At 39.1% G+C, this 21,670-nt stretch carries 16 protein-coding genes; 10 read left to right on the plus strand and 6 right to left on the minus strand.

Translation table 11 applies throughout. The features are described from left to right. Positions 1-32: 32 nt before the first annotated feature. Positions 33-1,298: a fumarylacetoacetase gene (gene fahA, locus SanaruYs_RS09065; RefSeq protein ID WP_127122235.1), complete on the minus strand. Its 1,266-nt coding sequence runs from the start codon at positions 1,296-1,298 to the stop codon at positions 33-35. Between the two features lie 344 nt (positions 1,299-1,642). On the opposite strand from fahA, the gene SanaruYs_RS09070 reads away from it, so the two are divergent. Beyond that, positions 1,643-3,016 (plus strand): methyltransferase RsmF C-terminal domain-like protein, encoded by a 1,374-nt coding sequence (locus tag SanaruYs_RS09070; protein WP_127122236.1) that lies wholly within the window; start codon positions 1,643-1,645, stop codon positions 3,014-3,016. Positions 3,017-3,182: 166 nt separating this feature from the next. On the opposite strand, the gene SanaruYs_RS09075 is transcribed toward SanaruYs_RS09070, so the two are convergent. After that, positions 3,183-4,304: an MFS transporter gene (locus tag SanaruYs_RS09075; protein WP_127122237.1), complete on the minus strand. Its 1,122-nt coding sequence runs from the start codon at positions 4,302-4,304 to the stop codon at positions 3,183-3,185. A gap of 130 nt (positions 4,305-4,434) precedes the next feature. On the opposite strand from SanaruYs_RS09075, the gene SanaruYs_RS09080 reads away from it, so the two are divergent. Both SanaruYs_RS09080 and SanaruYs_RS09085 read left to right on the plus strand, forming a co-directional pair. Next, positions 4,435-7,059 carry a valine--tRNA ligase gene (locus SanaruYs_RS09080; RefSeq protein ID WP_127122238.1) on the plus strand — a complete coding sequence of 875 codons (2,625 nt, stop codon included), beginning with the start codon at positions 4,435-4,437 and terminating at the stop codon, positions 7,057-7,059. Between the two features lie 196 nt (positions 7,060-7,255). Next, the gene (locus SanaruYs_RS09085) at positions 7,256-7,612 is read left to right on the plus strand and encodes an endonuclease domain-containing protein (RefSeq protein WP_127122239.1); all 357 of its coding nucleotides are present in this window, start codon (positions 7,256-7,258) and stop codon (positions 7,610-7,612) included. Between the two features lie 25 nt (positions 7,613-7,637). On the opposite strand, the gene SanaruYs_RS09090 is transcribed toward SanaruYs_RS09085, so the two are convergent. Further along, positions 7,638-8,561: a LysR family transcriptional regulator gene (locus SanaruYs_RS09090; RefSeq protein WP_127122240.1), complete on the minus strand. Its 924-nt coding sequence runs from the start codon at positions 8,559-8,561 to the stop codon at positions 7,638-7,640. A gap of 91 nt (positions 8,562-8,652) precedes the next feature. Here SanaruYs_RS09090 and SanaruYs_RS09095 point away from each other — a divergent pair, with 91 nt between their 5' ends. From SanaruYs_RS09095 to SanaruYs_RS09125, 7 genes are all read left to right on the plus strand, one after another. Beyond that, complete coding sequence (locus SanaruYs_RS09095) at positions 8,653-8,970, plus strand: hypothetical protein (RefSeq protein ID WP_127122241.1); 318 nt, start codon at positions 8,653-8,655, stop codon at positions 8,968-8,970. Between the two features lie 40 nt (positions 8,971-9,010). Next, the gene (locus tag SanaruYs_RS09100) at positions 9,011-9,973 is read left to right on the plus strand and encodes a sodium-dependent bicarbonate transport family permease (protein WP_127122564.1); all 963 of its coding nucleotides are present in this window, start codon (positions 9,011-9,013) and stop codon (positions 9,971-9,973) included. A gap of 206 nt (positions 9,974-10,179) precedes the next feature. After that, positions 10,180-11,637 (plus strand): MFS transporter, encoded by a 1,458-nt coding sequence (locus tag SanaruYs_RS09105; protein WP_127122242.1) that lies wholly within the window; start codon positions 10,180-10,182, stop codon positions 11,635-11,637. After that, positions 11,606-12,529, plus strand: a complete 924-nt coding sequence (locus SanaruYs_RS09110; protein ID WP_127122243.1) for an ROK family protein — start codon at positions 11,606-11,608, stop codon at positions 12,527-12,529. The genes SanaruYs_RS09105 and SanaruYs_RS09110 overlap by 32 nt, the downstream gene beginning before the upstream one ends. Before the next feature lie 43 nt (positions 12,530-12,572). Continuing rightward, positions 12,573-14,174, plus strand: a complete 1,602-nt coding sequence (locus SanaruYs_RS09115) for a beta-N-acetylhexosaminidase (protein WP_127122244.1) — start codon at positions 12,573-12,575, stop codon at positions 14,172-14,174. A 4-nt stretch (positions 14,175-14,178) separates the two neighbouring features. After that, positions 14,179-16,692, plus strand: coding sequence for a beta-mannosidase (locus SanaruYs_RS09120; protein ID WP_127122245.1), 2,514 nt, complete (start codon positions 14,179-14,181; stop codon positions 16,690-16,692). After that, positions 16,682-19,627, plus strand: a complete 2,946-nt coding sequence (locus SanaruYs_RS09125) for a GH92 family glycosyl hydrolase (protein ID WP_127122246.1) — start codon at positions 16,682-16,684, stop codon at positions 19,625-19,627. Before SanaruYs_RS09120 ends, SanaruYs_RS09125 begins: the two co-directional genes overlap by 11 nt. Positions 19,628-19,821: 194 nt before the next feature. On the opposite strand, the gene SanaruYs_RS09130 is transcribed toward SanaruYs_RS09125, so the two are convergent. The 3 genes from SanaruYs_RS09130 to SanaruYs_RS09140 all read right to left on the minus strand — a co-directional run bounded on the left by SanaruYs_RS09130 (position 19,822) and on the right by SanaruYs_RS09140 (position 21,670). Continuing rightward, positions 19,822-20,340: a pentapeptide repeat-containing protein gene (locus tag SanaruYs_RS09130; RefSeq protein ID WP_246011882.1), complete on the minus strand. Its 519-nt coding sequence runs from the start codon at positions 20,338-20,340 to the stop codon at positions 19,822-19,824. Between the two features lie 100 nt (positions 20,341-20,440). Next, entirely contained in the window at positions 20,441-20,962 is a 522-nt protein-coding gene (locus SanaruYs_RS09135; protein ID WP_218022408.1) for a MepB family protein, read from the minus strand. 216 nt (positions 20,963-21,178) lie between these two features. Beyond that, entirely contained in the window at positions 21,179-21,670 is a 492-nt protein-coding gene (locus SanaruYs_RS09140) for a VOC family protein (RefSeq protein ID WP_127122249.1), read from the minus strand.

Below are 21,670 nucleotides of genomic sequence, written 5' to 3' on the forward strand. Positions count from 1 at the left end.
TTCGAACAACAAAGAACTAACAACCAACAACCCTATATTGCTTGAAGTATTTTCCCTTTACATTCACCAAAACCAATGCGTACACCATCTTTCTCTGCAAAACCCTTAATCAATACTGTATCTCCATCTTCAATAAATTTACGCTCGCTACCATCTGGCATTTGTAATGGCTTTTGACCATTCCACGTTAGCTCTAACATAGAACCATAAGAGCCTGGTGATGGTCCACTGATAGTTCCTGAAGCGTACACATCGCCAACCTGAATGTTGCAACCATTTACGGTGTGGTGCGCCAACTGCTGGCACATATTCCAGTACATATATTTAAAGTTTGATCTACTGATGGTAGTTGCCTCGGATTTTTCGGTTTGCAAGAAAACATCCAATTGAATATCAAAGTTGCGTGGGCCATCGTATGATAAATAAGGCAATACTTCAGGTAACTGATCAGGGCCTTTTACACGGAAGGGTTCTAAGGCATCCAGTGTTACCACCCAAGGTGACATCGTTGAACCAAAATTTTTGGCCAGAAAAGGACCAAGCGGCACATACTCCCATTGCTGAATGTCGCGCGCAGACCAATCGTTAAACAAGACTAATCCTGCTATATGCTCTTCTGCCTGTTTGGTAGAAATTGATGAACCTAATTTTGTTTCAGTACAGGTAATGAAAGCCACTTCCAATTCAAAGTCAACCTTATGCGAAGGACAGTATACTGGCAACTCTGCGTCTACTGGTTTTACCTGGCCTTTTGGTCTGTGCAGATCAGTACCTGAAACAACGATAGACGAAGCGCGTCCATGATAGCCCACGGGTAGATGTTTCCAGTTTGGTAATAAGGCATTTTTAGGATCGCGGAACATAGACCCTACATTGGTGGCATGCTCCTCGCTGCTATAAAAATCGGTATAGTTGCCAATGCGTACTGGCATTAACATCTGCACTTCATTCATGGGCACCAGGGCTATTTCGCGCACAGCTGCATTCAGTTCATCACTGTCGTGTCTTAATAATTCCGAAACGCGGTTACGCACTGTCGAAATCATTTTTCTACCAAGCGCAAAAAAATCATTCAAATATTTTTGATTAAAAATGCCTGATGGTAAGCCCAGCCCATCAAGATAGCCATTTTCATGGAGGTAAACCAGGTCCAGCACATGATTGCCAATAGCTACACCAGCCACGGCTGATAAATACTTTGTTTTAAAAATACCAAAGGGAAGGTTTTGTATAGGGAAGTCAGAGCCTTTCGGCACTTCTACCCAGCTTTTAAGAGCAGGATGGTTTGCGTCAATCATGATGGCAAGTTAATGTTTATTGGGCATTTGTGCAGATTGTATTAGTAATGTGTTTAAACACAATATAAACGCAAAGGACGCCAAGATTCGCTGAGATATTGCCATCTCTTTATTAACATTGTTATACTCTGAATTATAATTTCTATGGACAAATTTCTTTTATGCGCATTGTCCCCCTCCTTTGGAGGGGGCAGGGGGAGGTCTGCTTACCCAAACAAATATCAGAACCTTAACAACTACCACCACCCCCTACCCCCGCCTCACAGACGGGGGACAGTGCTTCGGAAATAAATGTGAGTTGAATAAGAATAGGCACAATCTAAATAGTGGTTTAACTTTGTCTCATGCAACGTTTTTTGTTTCCGCATGAATTTGAAGAAAGACTACGCTCACAACGCGGTCATGACTGGCAAGCTTTCTCAGCTATCCATGGTGAGGCTTCTCCAGTGAGCATACGCCTGAATCCTGCGAAAACAAAAAACCACAATGCTTTATTTAAACAGCAGGCTTCACCCGATATTCAATCCGTGCCATGGACAAAACATGGCTTCTATCTAAATGAGCGCCCCAGTTTCACATTAGACCCAGCCTTTCATGCAGGCACCTATTATGTACAGGAGGCGAGCTCTATGCTACTCGAACAGGCTATCCTTCAATACTTCGATAACAAAGAAAACATACGTGCTCTTGATTTATGTGCAGCACCCGGTGGTAAATCAACTCACCTGCTCAGTTTACTTTCAACAAATAGTTTGTTGGTAAGCAATGAGGTGATTCGCAGCAGAGCAAATATTTTAGCAGAGAATATTACCAAGTGGGGTCATGCCAATGTCGTTGTTACCAATAATGATCCGGAAGATTTTGAAAAGCTGAAAGGTTTTTTTGATCTGATGGTAGTTGATGCTCCGTGTTCAGGCGAAGGTTTATTTCGTAAAGATGCGGAAGCTATGAAAGAATGGTCAGTCGAAAATGCCAACCTATGTGCTATGCGACAGCAGCGTATTGTTCATGATGTATGGCCTGCTCTGAAGGAAAATGGTATTTTGATTTATTGTACCTGCACTTATAATCCCGAAGAAAACAACAAAAACATTGAACGATTTGCGCAAGAACTTAATGCAGAAATCTTGCCGCTCGACATCAATCCAAACTGGGGCGTCCAAGCACTTGACCATGGCTATCAGTGTTTTCCTGATAAAGTAAAGGGAGAAGGTTTTTACATCGCTATACTTCGAAAAAAAGAAACCCAGTCAAGTGGACGTATGCGTGGAGGAAAAACTGTTTTCACGAAAGTGCCTAATGCAGCAGTGCGTTATCAACAGTGGCTTAACACTAGTGAAGTAAAGCTTACACAGTTCAGAGAATTTTTATTGACTATTCCCTCAGAGCAGGAAGAAGCTATTACCTTTGTTTGTTCGAATTTAAAGACAGTTTCAGCAGGCACTACAATGGGCACACTTAAACATGACAAACTTATTCCAGATCATGCACTCGCTATGAGTACAGTATTGAACAAAGAAAATTTTCCACATGTTGAAGCGAGTTACGAAGAAGCGATTGCTTACTTACGAAAAGATGTTTTCTGGCAAGAAGGGCTCACTAAAGGCTTTTCATTAATTCAATATGAAAACTTCACTTTAGGCTGGGCGAATGTTTTAGATAATCGACTTAATAATTTATATCCGGCTGACTGGAGAATAAGAATGGCCGGCAACTAAAAAGCTGCTCGGCCATTCAACCAACCCGTAAACATTGGATTGTTTTTATCCTCCTTACCATTTCCCCAAGATAGATAACGGAGGACAAAAGAATTTAGACTCTTTACAAATTTTAATCATGCCGTTTCAGTCTGTGAGGACACTGACCGAGGAGAGCCACAACTTTTTATAATCCTTGAAAAATATCCATAATCGCTTCTACACCTTCTACCCCGGCAAAGAATACACCCACACAAAATACTTTTTGATAGTAGTTAGCTTTACCAATAGCGAGTGGCAATGAGCTAACAGAAAGTGCTGTGAAGCCTATGGCGAAAATGGCTGTCATCAATAGCACTGCTAAAGGTGATTGCAAGAATAAAATACCTGCCAGACTTAGTAATACCAATATAAAGCTGATCCAGAAAGAACGCATCAAACCATAGTTGGTCACAAGCGTACTAAAAGGCAATGATAACAGTGCTGATATGATCAAAATACCAACTGAAATAATACCTCCATTGTTACCCTTTAATACATCGGCCAGTTTTGCATCCATAATTGAAGGAAAAACATTGAACAGACATGATGTAGCAACACCAAGGGCAATACCCATTAACAGTATAAAACCATATTGCGAAGGTTGAGAATCAATCTTATTTGCAACAGCATCTTTATTGTCAGATTTCAAAAGAGAAGCGGCTGCATTTTTCTTAAGCGCATAACCAGAAACAAATACCACTACACCGCCCGTTATAAAAGTTGCAGGTGCGCCCAAGAAATCAATGATATCAACAATAACAGGTTCTAATGCATACAATAGATTACCCACAATGGTTAGAATTGCCATTGCTCTTGGTAATTTTTCAACCGGCATAAATGACTCAATGGTAGAAAGCGCAGGGCTTGTAAAAATACTCATCGCCATCAACCATAATACAATTAGCACAGGCAAAATCCACTTAAATATCTCGCCTGGGTTACCTAATAAAGTAAAAGCAACTGCCATAAAAATCATGGCTGCAAATGAGATCCCCGCACTAATAATGGGCAATCTGTTGCCACGTTCAAAACGGTACCTATCGCCAATACGACCGGCAATCATGGGTGTAATGGTTAGGATAATACCCTGAACAGCAATAAGTAGAAAGGTGAAATCCGTAAATTCAAATTGTACAAGTAGTTTAGGTTGGTAGCGTTGATAGGCAATCCATCCGATTACTACTGAACCATAAAGTGCTGCGAGGCTCCAGAGTTGTTTCCACTGAATTTCGTCCTGTTCACCTTGTTTTGAAATAGTTGCTTCCATGTTTTTAGCTGTTTTTTGGGGTTAATGAATCAACTTACGAAGATGCTCATGCTTTTGGATTTTGTTCACGCTTAAAAATCCTCCTTTCGGGCATTTTTCTGTATTTTTGCCCTTTATTTATCGTTTTAGCATGTCCTTATCTACAAAATACAATCCGTCAGAAGTTGAAAATAAGTGGTATCAGCTGTGGTTAGAGCGCGGTTTCTTTAAAGCCAAGCCTAATCCGGACAAAGAGCCTTATACTATAGTTATTCCGCCTCCAAATGTTACAGGTGTGCTCCACATGGGACACATGCTGAATAACACCATTCAGGATGTGCTAATCCGCAAGGCACGCATGGATGGAAAAGAAGCGCTTTGGGTAGCAGGAACGGATCATGCCTCGATTGCAACGGAGGCGAAGGTTGTAGCTATGCTGAGGGAGCGTGGTATTAAAAAGTCTGACCTGACCAGAGAAGAGTTTTTAAAATATGCATGGGAATGGAAAGAGAAATATGGTGGTATCATCCTTGAGCAATTAAAAAAACTTGGTGCTTCCTGCGATTGGGACCGTACTAAGTTTACCATGGATGAAGATTATTATGAAGCTGTAATTGATGTATTCATCGACCTGCATAAAAAAGGTTATATCTACCGCGGGCTTCGTATGGTAAACTGGGATCCACTCGGAAAAACTGCTTTGGCTGATGATGAAGTAAACCACAAGGATGTTCAGTCAAAACTTTATTACATCCAGTATAAAATAGAAGGCAGTAATGAATTTGTAACCATCGCTACTGTACGCCCGGAAACCATCATGGCGGATAGTGCTATTTGTATTAATCCGAAAGATGAAAGATACTCGCATCTAAAGGGTAAGCGTGCCATCATCCCTTTAATCAACAAAAGCATTCCGATTATTGAGGATGATTACGTGACCATGGATTTTGGAACAGGCTGTTTGAAAGTAACGCCTGCCCACGATATGAATGACTACCAGCTTGGTCAGAAGCACAAGCTAGAAGTGATTGATATTTTAAATGATGACGGGACACTAAATGAAAAGGCACAGCTTTACATAGGGGAAGACCGTTTCATTGCGCGTAAGAAGATTGCTAAAGAATTAGAGGAGAAAGGACACCTGGCAAAAGTTGAGGATTATAAAAGCAGTGTAGGTTTCTCCGAAAGAACAGATGCTGTTATTGAACCGCGTTTATCATTACAGTGGTTTCTGAAAATGGATACCATCACCAAGCCAGCGCTTGAGCATGTGATGAATGATGATATTCAGTTGATCCCACCAAAATTCAAAAATACTTACCATCATTGGATGGCCAACGTTCGCGACTGGTGTATTTCACGTCAGCTTTGGTGGGGGCATCGCATACCGGCCTGGTATAATGAAGATGGAGAAATAGTGGTTGCAAAGACTGAGGCTGAAGCAAAAGAAAAATTCAAAATTCAAAATTTAAAATTTGAAATTGTTCGTCAGGACGAAGATGTGATGGACACCTGGTTCAGCAGCTGGCTCTGGCCGATTGCTGTATTCGATGCTTCTGTTTTTAAAGATGGTAACAAGGGTAATGCAGATTTGAATTACTTCTATCCTACCAATGATTTAGTAACGGCACCAGAAATTTTATTCTTCTGGGTAGCACGTATGATCATTGCCGGTTATGAGTACCGCAACGAAATGCCTTTCAAGAATGTGTACCTGACCGGTATAGTTCGCGATAAACAAGGTCGCAAGATGTCCAAGTCATTAGGCAACTCACCAGACCCTTTAGATTTAATTGCCAACTTCGGTGCTGATGCAGTTCGTACAGGTATGCTCTTTTCATCACCGGCAGGAAATGATTTATTATATGATGAGAAATTAGTAGAGCAAGGCAGAAACTTCTCTAACAAAATATGGAATGCCTTCCGCCTGGTAAAAGGATGGGAAGTGACTGATACACCCACACCAAAGGAAAATTTAGTAGCCATTGAATGGTTTGAATCAAAGCTGCACGCATCATTGACAGAACTGAATGATCACTTCAGTAAGTTCAGAATGTCCGATGCCTTGATGTGCATCTACAAACTAATCTGGGATGATTTCTGTGCATGGTATTTAGAAATGGTAAAACCTGAATTTGGTAAACCTATTGACAAGACCAGCTATGAAAAAACAGTTCAGTACTTTGAAACATTGCTAAAGGCATTACATCCTTTCATGCCGTTTATTACAGAAGAATTATGGCAGGAATTACGTGAGCGTACTAGCGACAATTATATCATTGTGGCAGAATGGCCAAAGGTAAAATCTTTTGATCCAGGTATTTTAGCTGAAGCTAATCTTGCTTTTGAAGTGATTGCAGAAATACGCAACATGCGCAATGCCAAAGGTATGTCGCCTAAACAAGCGCTGGCGTTACACGTTAAAAACAATGGTTCAGAAAAGCTGGATGTATTTTTACCAATCGTTAAAAAGCTGGCAAATTTGAATGCAGTTGAGATGACAGCTGCAAGTGTAAGCAACTCAAGTTCTTTTGTAATTAGATCAATGGAGTTCTTCATTCCGATGGAAGGCAAAATTGACGCAGCCAAAGAGAAAGATACTTTGTTAAAAGATCTTGAGTATCAAAAAGGATTTTTGAACTCGATTGAGAAGAAACTGGCTAATGAAAAATTTGTAGGCAGTGCCAAACCAGAAATTGTGGATAACGAAAGGAAGAAGAAGGCAGATGCAGAAGCGAAGATCAAAGCAATTGAAGAAAGTTTGAGTAGGTTGTAGTGCTGACTCACCCCTGCCCCTCTCTACAAGTAGAGAGGGGCAGGGGTGAGTAGAAATATTGTACATAGGTCAAATTCGTATGATAAAAGCTTAAATGAAATAAAGATTGATTATATCCAAATGATCAACTAAAGCTTTTGGGTAATAATTAAACTAAAGAATTTCAAAAGTGTGTTGAAAATTATACTTTCAACGCTTGAGTATTACCTCGCTGGCCCGGTCCCTAAGAAAAAATCAAACTAAAGCAGAAGCTAAACTTTGGTATTTCATCAGGAATAGAAAATTAGGGGGTAAGAAGTTTACACGACAATATCCTATTGTTTATAAAGTTGAAGGAACAAAACGCTATTCATATATAGCTGACTTCCACTGTGCAGAAAAGAAACTCATTATTGAGTTAGATGGTGGCATTCATGAACTTCCAGATCAGCGCAGGTACGATGAAGCACGCGATATAGTACTTCATGAACTGGGGTATAAAGTGATTAGATTTAAAAATGAGGAGCTAGAAGATATCTCGCTGGTGCTAGACCAAATAAGAATGCATCTTTAATGTAGCTTACATTTCATAAAACAAACTAATAAGCCTCATACCATTCAAACTGCTCTTTCGCTATTCGAGTCTTTTCTGCTTTTAAATGCGTCAACAAAGCTTTGGCAACAGGAGAAAAGTTTTTGCCCTTAATCCAAATTAAATTCCATATAGATTTAATTGGAAACCCTTTCACTGGAATGATTTGCAAATCACCATTTTGTAGTTCGTTCTTTATACCAATCAATGGCATAATTGAATACCCGAGCCCGGCCAATACGGCTTGCTTCACGGCCTCGTTACTGGTCAACTCCATCTTCTTTCTCACAGGTAGATTATTCCGTTGAATAAATTTTTCCATAACATAACGCGTGCCCGAACCTTCTTCCCTATAAATAAGTGGCAACAACTCAAAAATCTTTTTATCGTAAACTTTACTTTTAAATTTCTGTTCACTATTCCCTACCATGAAAAGTTTATTCTGCAAAAGCTCAATTCTTTCTATTTGCAAATGTTGGGGAAGAACTGAAACCAACGAGAAGTCGACCGTGTTTTTTTCAAGGTCATCAATTACCTTACTTTTATTGGTTACATCCAACAATAATTCTACTGCGGGATTTGCTTTTAAAAAATCAGTAAGAAAATAGGGCATTACATATTTACCTGTGGACACGACAGATATTTTCAATCTCCCACTCAACTGACCTTTAAAAGCCACAGTCTTAAAATTAATGGCATTCACTTTATCTAAGATATCTTCTGCTGCTTTTGCAATCTCACCACCAAAATCAGTCACATAAAGCTTTCTGCCCACCACTTCAGTTAAAGGCACGTCAAACTGGTCTTGAAAGTTTTTTAATTGAATAGAAACTGCTGGCTGCGTTAGGTGTAGTTCTTGTGCCGCTTTGGTAACGCTTTTCACTTGCGTAACCTTTAGAAAAACCTGAAGCTGATGAAGTGTATAATTCATAAATATTCTTTATACTAATCATTACAAATATATATAAAAATATATGTTTAAAGATTCTCAGTTTTGCAGCGTCAAACTAAAATAGACGCTTATGAACATTGAAGAACTTTTATCATCCATCGATCAGCAACGTGGTTCCAAAATCCACGAATTCAAACTTATTCATGGCACTTTTAAAGCAGAAGACGCAAAAAGAATTCTGCTGGAAATGCTTAATAACAAAGTAAATTTTCATTGTAGACAAATTCACAGAATACAAGAACACTCGGGTGGCAATACCACACCATCTGAAATCAGGATGAATGAACTCCTGGATACCATTGAGGTACTGAAAAAAGTACTACTTCATGCAGAGAAAAACAACCTCGATATAAAAATTAATTGCCCTATCACCATCGAGCTAATTTAGTACAGGTGGCATAAATTAAATCTTTTTAATAGGAAGCATGATAGACTATAAGCTGCTCATTGACAACCTAACAAATCCCGCCTTACTTTTCTTCGTTTTAGGCATCCTTGCTGTAAGACTAAAGAGCGATCTTGAGATACCGCCCAACTCCTCTAAATTCATTTCTCTCTATCTTTTATTTTCAATAGGATTCAGGGGTGGCCAGGAATTAGCGCATAGCAATTTTTCTATTGGTATAGTCTGGTCCATTCTTTTTGGAATAGCCATTGCATGTCTGATTCCGCTTTATACTTTTCTAATTTTAAAGAAAAGATTAAGTACAGAAAATGCTGGGGCAATTGCTGCTGCCTATGGTTCGGTCAGTGCAGTTACTTTCGTTACTGCACTCTCCTTCCTTGAAACTCAAAATCTAAAATCAAGTGGACACATGGTTGCCGTGATGGCCCTAATGGAGGCACCAGCCATTGTCATAGGTGTAATGCTGATACGGTTATGCAGTGAAAAGAATCAACAGACTCCCAAAATGCGCAGCATACTCAAACACTCTCTTACCAATGGTAGCGTACTGTTAATCTTGGGTAGTTTAGTCATTGGCTTGCTAGCAAACGATCAGCAAGCCGAAGGGATTAAACCCTTCACAACAGATTTATTCAAAGGATTTTTAGCGATCTTCTTACTTGACATGGGTATTGTGAGCGGCAAGAAACTAAGCGACTTTTTAAAAAGTGGGCGTTTCCTCACAGTTTTTGCTATTGTAATACCTCTATTGAATGGAGCCATTGTTGCAGCCATCAGCAGTTTTGTAACCAATCAAGATGCCGACAGGTTCATTCTTGCAGTCCTTGCAGCCAGCGCTTCTTACATCGCTGTGCCTGCCGCCATGAAGATTGCAGCGCCAAAAGCAAATCCAGGCATTTATTTTCCGATGGCACTTGCCATTACGTTCCCACTAAATATAACAATTGGTTTACCTGTTTACCTATCGCTCGTTCGTGCCTTTTAATTTGGGTATAGAGTCTATGGATTACGTCTTCAAAACTCATCTTCTCGATCTCCAGAAAGTGGAACAGTAAACATTTTAACCTAGCGACTATGACGTAGGGACATTCGTTCTAAATATGTTCAGCAATAGAACAGACCATTCCTGAAAATCCTCCTTATTTCTCAAACTTATTTAGATATATTACAGGCTCTAAACCCTGTTAATTCATGTCTTCAAATAAATCGACCAACGTAGCACTCCTCACGCTAATTTCAGTATTCTTCTTCTGGGGCTTTGTAGCGGCCAGTAATGACATTCTGATTCCGGTTTTTAAAGAGAAATTAAACCTTGAGCAATGGCAATCTCAAATGATCTCGTTTGCTTTTTATGTTGCTTATACTGTAGGTTCTATTATCTACTTCTTTGCTTCCAAAGCCTCTGGTGGTGATATTCTTAACCGCATCGGTTATAGAAATGGTATTGCCATCGGTCTGATCATATCTGCTTTAGGCACACTCTTGTTTTACCCAGCTGCGGAATCGGCTTCTTTTAATTTAATGATTACCGGACTTTTTGTGGTTGGTCTGGGATTCTCCTTACAACAAACAGCGGCTAACCCTCTGGCTATTGTTATGGGCGATCCTAAAAAAGGATCACAGCGACTAAGTCTGGCTGGTGGTATTAATAATATGGGTACAACAATTGGCCCACTCATTGTAAGCTTTGCCATATTCGGTAGTTTATCAACAACTGGTGTTGCTTCAGTTGCCAGTGTTGAAAGTGTAAAAACCCCTTACCTCATTTTGGGAGCAGCGTTTATTATAGTCGCTGTTATCTTCAAATTTTCGAATATCCCCAATAAAATTCATGCAGTAACGGATGATATAAAAACCGGAGACATTCCTGTAGCAGCCGAGAAGTCGAGTGCTTTAAAATACCCTCAACTATGGATGGGTATGATCGCGATCTTTTTATATGTAGGTGTTGAAGTAGCCACAGCAAGTAATCTTCCTGAGTTTATGCAGCAATATCTTAAGACACCAACTGATCGAATCGCACCTTTCGTTTCTTTGTATTGGGCAAGCTTAATGATTGGTCGTTTAACCGGATCGGTAGGTGCCTTTAACATTGGTGATGGTTTTAAGAAAGCACTACGTTTTATCATGCCTTATGTAGCTTTTGCCTTCTTCCTGGGCGTTATTAAAATAGCAAATCATGACATTACGCCATTCTATGTTTATGCATTGGTTATCCTGGTTATGATTGTGGGTGATTACATGAGCAAGGGCAATCCGGCAACCCAATTACTTATATTTTCACTAATGGGTATAACAGCATTATTTGTTGGTATGTTGACTGATGGTATGGTAAGTGTTTATGCATTTATAAGCGTGGGCTTGTTCTGTAGCACATTATGGCCATGTATCTTCACATTAGCGGTAGCTGGTTTGGGTAAACACACTAACGAAGGCTCAAGCTTTTTAATTATGATGATTATGGGAGGTGGTGTAATTAGTTTGTTACAAGGGGTAGTGTCTGATTATTTACTAGGCATTCAGTGGAGTTATCTGGTAGGTGTAGCCTGTTTTGCTTACCTCGCATACTATGCATGGAAAGTCAGTGGCATTTTAAAATCGCAAGGAATAGACTACGATGCAACAACAAGCACTGGTAGCGGGCATTGATATTGGAGGCACTAATGTTGCCCTTGGGCTTGTAAATAAGCAAGGCGAGATCATCTGGAAAGACAGTTTCTCAACGAAACAATTTGATGATTTCACCTTGCTTGTATCACATGCTGCTAAAGTAATAAAAACTGCTGTTCAGCAAATCAGTTCCGCTTACTTAATCGGTTGTGGTATTGGTGCACCTAACGGTAATTATTATTCCGGCTCAATTGAATATGCTCCCAATTTAGTCTGGAAAGGCATTGTGCCTGTTGCCGCACTTTTTAAACAAGCACTTCAGGTAAATAGTATTGTAACGAATGATGCTAATGCGGCCGCGCTTGGTGAAAAATTATATGGTGCAGCTAAACCTTTCAATGATTTTATTTTAATCACACTTGGCACAGGCCTTGGCAGTGGTTTAGTAGTACATGGTCAATTGGTATATGGTCATGACGGATTTGCAGGAGAATTAGGACACGTAATTGTAGAGAACGAAGGAAGGGCTTGCGGCTGTGGGCGTAAAGGTTGTTTGGAAACGTATTGTTCTGCTACCGGTATTGTTAAAACATATCAGGAGTTAAGTGGTGAAGAATCTTCATTAACTGCTCGTAAGGTTTATCAGCTAGCTAGCCTAGGAAATGAACTTGCATTACAGGCTTTTGAATTAACAGGAAAGCGCTTAGGGCTTGCGTTAGCCAATGCAGTAGCCTACACCAGCCCGGAAGCTATTATTCTTTTTGGTGGGTTAGTAAGAGCTGGGGATTTGTTAATGAAGCCAACAGAGAAATATTTTGAAGCGAATTTACATAACCTTTATCGTGGAAAAGTAAAATTACTTACTTCAACACTCAATGAAAGCGATGCGGCTATATTAGGCGCTGCTTCACTTGTCTGGCAAAATGAATGATAGTGGTTGGTTTTTTGTCCCTTACCCTTAAAATTATTTTCGTATGAAAAAGATTGCATTGTTAGCCTCGTTACTTTGTTTAGTAATAGCGGCTTTAGCTCAGCAAAACATTAACATCATTCCTCAACCTGCTTCAGTTGTTGTACAAGAAGGTAACCTTATTTTTAACCAGGATTTCACAATAGTCGATCAGGATAATTTATTCAGTAATGAAATATCAATTTTTAATACACAAATAAACAAGGCTTTTGGTTTTACTTTAAAGACAGGTAAAAAACGTAAAAAGTCTGTACAGCTTTTGTTTGATGACAAGCTACCCCATGCCGAAGCTTACACACTCGATATCTCGAAAAAGGGAATTGTTATCAGCGGTAAACCTGCAGGTATATTTTACGGCTTACAATCGCTTTATCAGTTAATGGTAAATAGTAAGGAATCAGCATCCAATACAATAACACTAACATACCTGCAAATTAAAGATCAACCCTCTTTCCAATGGAGAGGTATGCACTTAGATGTAAGTCGGCATTTCTTCAGCAAAGAAGAAGTGATGAAGTATCTTGATTATCTGACATTGCATAAACTCAACACTTTCCATTGGCATTTAACGGATGATCAGGGTTGGAGAATTGAAATTAAAAAATATCCGCTGCTTACCACCATTGGATCAAAACGTAGCGGAACAATTATTGGGCCCTATTCAACAACAGCTCCAAGTGACAATATTCCGTATGGAGGTTTTTATACACAAGCAGATATTCGTGAAGTGATCGCCTATGCAAAAGCACGCCACATAACTATAGTACCCGAAATAGAAATGCCAGGTCATGCATTGGCTGCTTTGTCAGCTTATCCTGAAATGGCATGTACAGATGGCACTTTCCAATCTGCTATAACATGGGGTGTTTTTGATGATGTGTTTTGTGCAGGCAAGGATGAGACCTTTACTTTTCTCGAAAATGTTTTGGCTGAAGTAATTGACTTATTCCCGGGCAAGTACATTCACGTTGGCGGTGATGAATGTCCTAAAACAAGATGGAAGGAATGTAAGCAGTGTCAGCAAAGAATCAATGCGCTAAATTTAAAAGACGAACATGATTTGCAAAGCTATTTCATTACGCGTATAGAGAAGTTTGTGAATAGTAAAGGGAGACAAATTATTGGATGGGATGAAATACTCGAAGGAGGTCTTGCTCCCAATGCATCTGTAATGAGTTGGCGTGGTACAGAAGGTGGCATTGCTGCTGCCAGACTTAAACACCCTGTGGTGATGTCACCCGGTCAACCTTGCTACTTTGATCATTATCAGGTAAAGGAAAAAGATAAAGAACCACTCGCCTTTGGCGGTTACAATTCGTTGGAGGCTGTGTATACTTACAACCCTATGCCTGCAGAACTAAACCAAGAGGAGCAACAATATATACTAGGCGCTCAAGCTAATTTATGGACAGAATACATACCAGACTTTAAACAGGTAGAGTATATGGCTTTGCCACGTATGTGCGCTCTTTCAGAAACACTCTGGACAAACTCCGGCCAAAAAGATTATAATGCTTTTATGTTTCGCCTGCAAAAACATGCGAAAGTGCTGGATGTAGAAAAAGCTAATTATGCCAAACACTTTTTAAGCTACAGCAAGCCCTAATGAGATGAGACACATACTTATTCTGCTTTGTTATCTGCCGACAATTAGTGCCTTCTGCCAAGTAGAAAAAGTAAGTATTGATCAACAATGGAAATTCAGACAAACAGGCAAACAGGAATGGCTGCCTGCTACCGTGCCGGGAACTGTTCACACTGATTTATTAGCCAATAAAAAAATTGAAGATCCTTTCTTTGGAACAAATGAAATGGCACTCCAATGGATTGATACCCTCAGCTGGGAATACCAGACAGCGTTTATTTACACATTTAATAAGAAACATAAAAAAGTGTACCTAAACTTCGAAGGGCTTGATACCTATGCCACTATCTACCTCAACGACTCCCCTATTGGTAACACAGACAACATGTTTCGTACCTGGAAATTTGATGTCACTAAAAATATTAAAGCGGGCAAAAATACAATCCGTATAATTTTTCAACCTGCATCCAGCATTGGGAAAGCTGAAGTTAAAAAACTAAACTACACATTGCCGGGTGATGAAAAAGTATTTACACGTAAAGCGGCTTATCATTATGGTTGGGATTGGGGACCGCGCTTTGTAACCTGCGGTATCTGGAAACCTGTAAGCCTTGAAATCGAAAGTGACCACCCTATTATCGATCATCATCAATTTCTGATTCAGGAACTTACTGAAAAAGAAGCAAAAGCGTTTTTGAAATCTGCGGTTCGAATAAGTGAACCTTCAACAATAAAAATTTCTGTTTTTGATAAGGTTAACAATACGTTGTTGGGCATCAGTACGCACGCAGTAAGTAAGGACAGTATCGTTCAAACCAATATTATCATAAGTAATCCTAAACTATGGTGGTGTAATGGTTATGGAGAACCGAATTTATATACACTTAAAATTGTAATAGAAAATCTGCCCACCAAAACCAGGCAGGATCAGGAAATGCGCGTAGGCTTACGCACCATAACACTGGTACAAGAGCGGGATAGTCTGGGTAAAAGCTTTTATTTTAAATTGAACGGAAAACCAATTTTTAGTAAAGGTGCCAATTATATTCCCCCGGATAATTTTCTGCCGCGCATTAAGAAAGGAAAGTATAAAGAAATTGTTGAGCGTGCCAAAGCAGCTAATATGAACATGTTGCGCGTTTGGGGCGGTGGTGTTTATGCTGATGATGCATTTTATGAAGCTTGCGATGAAGCAGGCATATTAGTATGGCAGGATTTTATGTTTGCTTGTGCTATGTATCCTGGTGACGATCATTTCATAGACAACGTAAGGCAGGAAGCCACTGAACAAGTTATCAGGTTACGCAACCATGCAAGTCTCGCTTTATGGTGTGGAAACAATGAGATAAGTGAAGGTTGGTACAATTGGGGATGGCAAAAACAATTGGGATATAGTAAAAACGACTCTTCAAAAATCTGGAACGATTATTTGAAGCTCTTTGAAAAAGTATTACCTGAAGTAGTCAATCAATATGATCAACCTGCAGTCTACTGGCCATCTTCTCCGAAGTATGGCTGGGGTCGTAAGCAAAGTCTGTTAGAGGGCGACATACATTACTGGGGTGTATGGTGGGGTATGCAACCTTTCTCCGTTTATGACGAAAAAATCGGGCGCTTCATGAGCGAGTATGGATTTCAGGGAATGCCTTCACAAGAAGTTTATACTAACATCACCAACGAAAAAAATATTAACCTTCAGTCGCCTGTTGTAAAACATCATCAAAAGCATCCGACTGGTTTTGAGACTATTGATCACTATTTGAGAGAATCTTACAAAGCACCTGAAGAATTTACTGACTATGGTTATGTCTCGCAATTAGTACAAGCGGATGGGATGAAAATCGCTATTGAAGCCCACAGAAGAAATCAGCCCTACTGCATGGGGAGCTTGTACTGGCAATTGAATGATTGCTGGCCTGTTACTTCCTGGAGCAGTATAGATCATCTGAATATTCCTAAAGCAAGCCATTATGCAATAACGCGCGCCTTCTCATCCAACATTACATCAATTCTTAAAGAAGAACATTATTATAAGGTTTACCTCATCACTGATCACTCAGAAGCGCTTTCATTAACCATATCATTGCTAAAATTAAATGGTGAAAAAATATGGGAAGAAACCAGCAAAATTAAATCTGAACCACTCTTTGCGAAGGTCGTGTATCAAAAAGATAGTGTAAGTTTATTACAAAACTACAATCTATCCGATTTGGTACTGATAGCTAATGTATCGGATGCTAAAGGTAATATTGTTGACACAAATCATTTTTACTTTGTTGAACCGAAAGATTTAGAATTAAAGAAACCTCAACTCACTTGGTCACTTAACCTGAAGAAAAAAACCATCATTATCAAAAATGGTGATGCACTCGCTAAGAATGTACAAATTATGGCTAATCCATTGGTGGAATTCAGCAAAAACTATTTCGATTTAGGTGCTGGTAAGTCAATTCGTGTTAATTTTACTACATCGTCTCCCGTGCAAGAAATAAAAAAGCATCTTCAACTAAAGAGCCTTTACGATACTTATGAACACTAAGCATTATCACATATCATCCGTCATCATTTTGTTCACACTTTCATTGCTCAGCTATTCTGTTTCCGCACAAAGAAATCTTGCGCAATATGTAAATCCTTACATTGGCACTGGTGGTCATGGACATACTTTTCCTGGTGCCACTACACCATTCGGCATGGTGCAACTTTCACCCGACACAAGAATTGATGGCAGCTGGGATGGCTGCTCGGGATACCATTATTCCGATAGCATCATCTACGGTTTCTCGCACACACATTTAAGCGGAACGGGTGTAAGCGATTACGGTGATGTTATGCTAATGCCCACAATAGGCAAGGCCAAATATTTTCCTGAAAACTATGCACAAGGTTTCAGTCACAAAAATGAAAAAGCAGAGGCAGGTTATTACAGTGTTCTGCTAGACAATAAAGTAAAAGTAGAACTAACCAGTACCACCCGCGTTGGTATGCATCAGTATTCTTTTCCCAAAACGGATAGTGCAAATCTTGTATTTGACCTTATGCACCGTGATCTGTGTATGGAAACCTTGTTAGTGGTACAGAGTAACTCCCGCATTGTTGGTTATAGAAAAAGCAAAGCCTGGGCTACTGACCAATACATTGCCTTTGTCATGGAGTTCTCTAAACCCTTTGAAGACTTTACAGTTACTAATAAAAAAGGAATATCAACTACAGAAAAAAGTATTTCAGATCCCAATGCCAAAATTAACTTCCGTTTCATTAGTGATGGCAAACCCATTTTAGTTAAAGTTGCCCTCTCTCCTGTTGGACCTGATGGAGCGCAAAAAAACCTGGAAGCAGAACTACCACACTGGAGTTTCAAAACTGTTCGACAAAACGCACAGATCAGTTGGAACATGGAGTTGAATAAAATTCTGGTGGAAAGTGAAAATAAAAATGATCTGATTAAATTTTATTCAGCGTTATACCATGTCATGATACACCCTAACGTTGCCAGTGATGTGGATGGCCGCTATCGTGGCATGGATAAAAAGATTTACAAAGCTGAGGGCTATACGCATTACTCCGTATTTTCTCTTTGGGATACATTCCGTGCTTTACACCCACTCCTTAGTATAATTGATCGTGAACGCACTCGAAGCTTTGTACACACATTTCTGAACATGTACGAACAAGGTGGTCGCTTGCCTGTATGGGAATTGGCCAGCAATGAAACGGATTGCATGATTGGCTACCACAGTGTAAGCGTTATTAATGATGCAATGAGTAAGGGCATAACTGACTTCGATAAGAAATTAGCATTAGAGGCTATGGTAAAAAGTGCAACATGGTCTCATTTAGGTTTACCTGCCTATATGGCCAATGGTGTAATCAGTATTGACGATGAACACGAATCTGTTTCTAAAACCTTAGAGTATGCGTATGACGATTGGTGTATTGCGCAGTTCGCAAAACAAATCGGCAATGAAGAAGTACATAAACAATTTCTGCAACGTTCGCTCAATTATAAAAACACACTTGATCCGGAAACAGGACTGATGCGTCCACGTAAAAATGGTGGTTGGCTCTCTCCTTTTGAACCACGAGAAGTCAACAATCATTTTACCGAAGCTAATTCATGGCAATATTCATTCTTTGTACCACATGATATCAACGGGCACATTGCTATGTTGGGAGGCATTGAGCGTTTCGAAGCACAACTCGATAAATTATTTACAGAAAGCAGCGAGACTACTGGCCGAGATCAGGCAGACATAACAGGCTTGATTGGTCAATATGCACATGGCAATGAACCCAGCCATCACATGGCCTATTTATACAACTATATAGGTAAACCAGAAAAAACACAGGTACGCATCAAACAGATTTTGACCGAACTCTATCACAACGCACCGGACGGATTATCCGGTAATGAAGATTGCGGCCAAATGAGTGCCTGGTTTGTACTGAGTAGCCTTGGTATTTACCAGGTAACACCAGGTAAACCTGATTTTACTTTTGGTTATCCTCTCTTTAATAAAAGTACTATTAAGTTTGAAGATGGTGCCACACTCGTTATTGACAGACAAAGAACAAACGAACAAGATCAATACATTCAGCAAGTAAGTCTCAACAATCAGGCTTACACTAAAAGCTACATAAGCTACAAGCAATTGCTGAATGGTGGTAATCTAAGTTTTAAAATGAGTAGTCAACCCTCTTCACTATTTGGAAAAAATAAACAAGACATACCCGCTACTGAGGTGGATATAAAAGATTGGGTAAGTCTGCCGGTTATTGAAGCAACTTCTAAAAGCTTCAAAGAAAACACACTTGTTAAGATCAGTGCTTCACCTGATTCCAAAATTTATTACACTGTAGATGGAACACAACCCAGTCTGCAATCATCGCGCTATCAAAAATCGATTGAAATTACCAATACCACGTCTCTAAGAGCCATAGCAGTTAATGAGTCTAAGGTAGTGAGCGGTGTTGTAAAGGCTGATTTCTATAAAATGCCATCCAATAGAAAAGTCGAGATAAAGTCAACCTATAGTGCACAATACGCTGCTGGTGGAGATGAAGGCATTATTGATGGTATACGTGGTGACGTAAACTGGCGCAAAGGTGAGTGGCAAGGTTATCAGAAGCAAGACTTTGAAGCCATTGTTGACTTGGGAAAATCACAAAAACTTAAAGAAGTAGGAGCAGGATTTTTACAAGACACCCGTGCATGGATTTTAATGCCAACTTCGGTTGAATTCTTCATTTCAACTGATGGTAAAACTTTTAAAAAAATAGCTGAGGTAAAAAACATGGTTGCCGCTGACGATTATAAAGAGCAGACAAAAGACTTTAGCGCACTGGTATCAAAAGTAAAAGGCCGTTACTTAAAAGTAATTGCACATAACTATGGCAAGCTGCCAGCTTGGCATCAGGGTTATCCATTTTCAGGTGATGCTTATATTTTCACGGATGAGGTTTGGGTAAAGTAATTGACTCGTTGTTGAGTTTAAATTAAAGGAGATTAGTTAAAACATTTTGTTCATCTTTAACAGGGATCAACGTAATCGTATCTTCCGCTGCGTGATACGATACTTGAAGGTTTTGCATTTCATCACTCGCCCTCACACTTCGCGCATCTTCTCGGCAAGGACGATGCCGTTTTTGAAAAGCTTAGGCTAGACTTTTAAAGGTTATTCTCAATTATGATATCATATTGGTTTAACAGACCTGATAAACCTGAAAGAGAAAACTTAGCTTTCTTGATACGATTTATTGCAGGATCAATTGAATAATGATAAGCCGAAGTAAAGTCAACTTTTTCCAAAATAGTATTTTCAAATAATGTCCTGGTAAGATCACAATTATCAAACACAGCAGCTGTTAAATCACTCTCGGTGAAATCACACTCTTGAATCTTAGTGTCTTTAAAAACTGTCTTTTTAATTTTAAGCTTATAAAAAGAAGTGTGATTAAGCTGGCAATTTTCGAAATTAAAAGAAAGACCAAACTCATTACAGTTTTCGAAATGCAAACCTAATATTTTACATTCCTTAAATGTCACATCCTGAATAGCAGTTTTATTCAATTTAACCAAGCTTAAATTACAAGCCGTAAAAACACATTCAGTAAACCTGCAATTTGAAAGATCTGTATTCGATAAATCGCACTGAATGAAGTGACATTTTTCATATTCGCCTTTCAAAAACTGTTCAGTTTGGAAATTAATCTTTTCAAAAGTCTGGTCTTCGATATACTTCATCGTAGTCTTTGTTGAAACCTTCTTTAATACATTATTTTGGATTCTATCCGAATAATGTCTCCATCCTATTTTGATCGAACTCATTATTGGGTTCAATATTTACAAAATGTTTCGTTTGCCAGGTTTGCGTATCATTAGCTTGTTTACTGGTTACAACAGACCAGGGTGGATAAACGCGTATACCACGCTTGCCTGACTTGCCGCTATTTGCCAATATATCTTTGGTAAGTAGTATAGCTTTTGGAAAAATGAATTGACCAAAGTTTTTACCATCTCGTGAACTGATTATAACAAAATCTATTGCATCGGATTCATCAAAGGGTTGCGTGATTCCTTTGCTATTCCTCTTCCAAATTGCTACAAATTGCCCTGTTTTTGTTGGTGTGGTCTTGGCCGATCTGAATATAATATGTTTGTCTTTAATCATGAAGCGACAAGCATCATATTCCTTACTTTCGTTTTCTCTTCTAATTTCAGTTATGCTTAAGCCATATTTATTATAGCATAGATCAATAGCAGTCGCCAATTCATAGGGAATAGTATCACCAACATCAGCGTTCTTCATGTTCATTAGTGCCACGAATCAATTTGTGCTTTCAATAATACGAAAAATCAAATCTTCTAACACGACACATTTTGTGTTATTGAGTCAATTAACTTTAAATTTTACCCGCCTTTCTAGATTATATTCACAACTAAAGCTGAATCAAGTACTTTACCATTTTTATCCAAAATTTTATACTTTATAAGGGCACAAACTGCTGTTTGTAACAGTAATTCCTTAATTACTTGAATGCAATCCCAATTTATTGCCTTCTGTATCAATGAATAGTGCAAAGAATCCCATCTCTGGACTGATTTCAGTTTTAGGAACAATTACCTCTCCACCATTTTTTTCTATTTTCTCTATCATAGGCTGTAAATCTTTACCAGCATTCAGGTAAATAACAACTCCGTCAGTAGTTGGTATGTAGTCACTTCCTTTTACCAATACAACATTAACAGTACCAACATCATTTGGCAGCACGCCCATTTGCGTACCTCCCATATCCACTTCTTCAATAACTGTATTTAATACATTCTTGTAAAATGTAGTAGCTCTGGCAAAATCAATTACCGGTATTTCCACGATTGAAACTAAATTATTCATCTGATTTTCACTTTTGGTTATACTTGCTACATTTTGTGCTTGTTCATCCGATTTATCTGCATTTGTACAAGCTATAAAACCCAGACCAAATAACATGACTATGCTAATGAATACTCTTCTCAT

Origin of the sequence: Chryseotalea sanaruensis (assembly GCF_003990915.1) — a bacterium.
GTDB classification, from domain to species: domain Bacteria; phylum Bacteroidota; class Bacteroidia; order Cytophagales; family Cyclobacteriaceae; genus Chryseotalea; species Chryseotalea sanaruensis.

Bases quoted from the DNA above. Each gene is read 5' to 3' on its own strand.
- fahA (WP_127122235.1), bottom strand. From the start codon at position 1,298: ATGATTGACGCAAACCATCCTGCTCTTAAAAGCTGGGTAGAAGTGCCG.
- SanaruYs_RS09070 (WP_127122236.1), top strand. From the start codon at position 1,643: ATGCAACGTTTTTTGTTTCCGCATGAATTTGAAGAAAGACTACGCTCA.
- SanaruYs_RS09075 (WP_127122237.1), bottom strand. From the start codon at position 4,304: ATGGAAGCAACTATTTCAAAACAAGGTGAACAGGACGAAATTCAGTGG.
- SanaruYs_RS09080 (WP_127122238.1), top strand. From the start codon at position 4,435: ATGTCCTTATCTACAAAATACAATCCGTCAGAAGTTGAAAATAAGTGG.
- SanaruYs_RS09090 (WP_127122240.1), bottom strand. From the start codon at position 8,561: ATGAATTATACACTTCATCAGCTTCAGGTTTTTCTAAAGGTTACGCAA.
- SanaruYs_RS09095 (WP_127122241.1), top strand. From the start codon at position 8,653: ATGAACATTGAAGAACTTTTATCATCCATCGATCAGCAACGTGGTTCC.
- SanaruYs_RS09105 (WP_127122242.1), top strand. From the start codon at position 10,180: ATGTCTTCAAATAAATCGACCAACGTAGCACTCCTCACGCTAATTTCA.
- SanaruYs_RS09110 (WP_127122243.1), top strand. From the start codon at position 11,606: ATGCAACAACAAGCACTGGTAGCGGGCATTGATATTGGAGGCACTAAT.
- SanaruYs_RS09115 (WP_127122244.1), top strand. From the start codon at position 12,573: ATGAAAAAGATTGCATTGTTAGCCTCGTTACTTTGTTTAGTAATAGCG.
- SanaruYs_RS09120 (WP_127122245.1), top strand. From the start codon at position 14,179: ATGAGACACATACTTATTCTGCTTTGTTATCTGCCGACAATTAGTGCC.
- SanaruYs_RS09125 (WP_127122246.1), top strand. From the start codon at position 16,682: ATGAACACTAAGCATTATCACATATCATCCGTCATCATTTTGTTCACA.
- SanaruYs_RS09135 (WP_218022408.1), bottom strand. From the start codon at position 20,962: ATGAAGAACGCTGATGTTGGTGATACTATTCCCTATGAATTGGCGACT.
- SanaruYs_RS09140 (WP_127122249.1), bottom strand. From the start codon at position 21,670: ATGAGAAGAGTATTCATTAGCATAGTCATGTTATTTGGTCTGGGTTTT.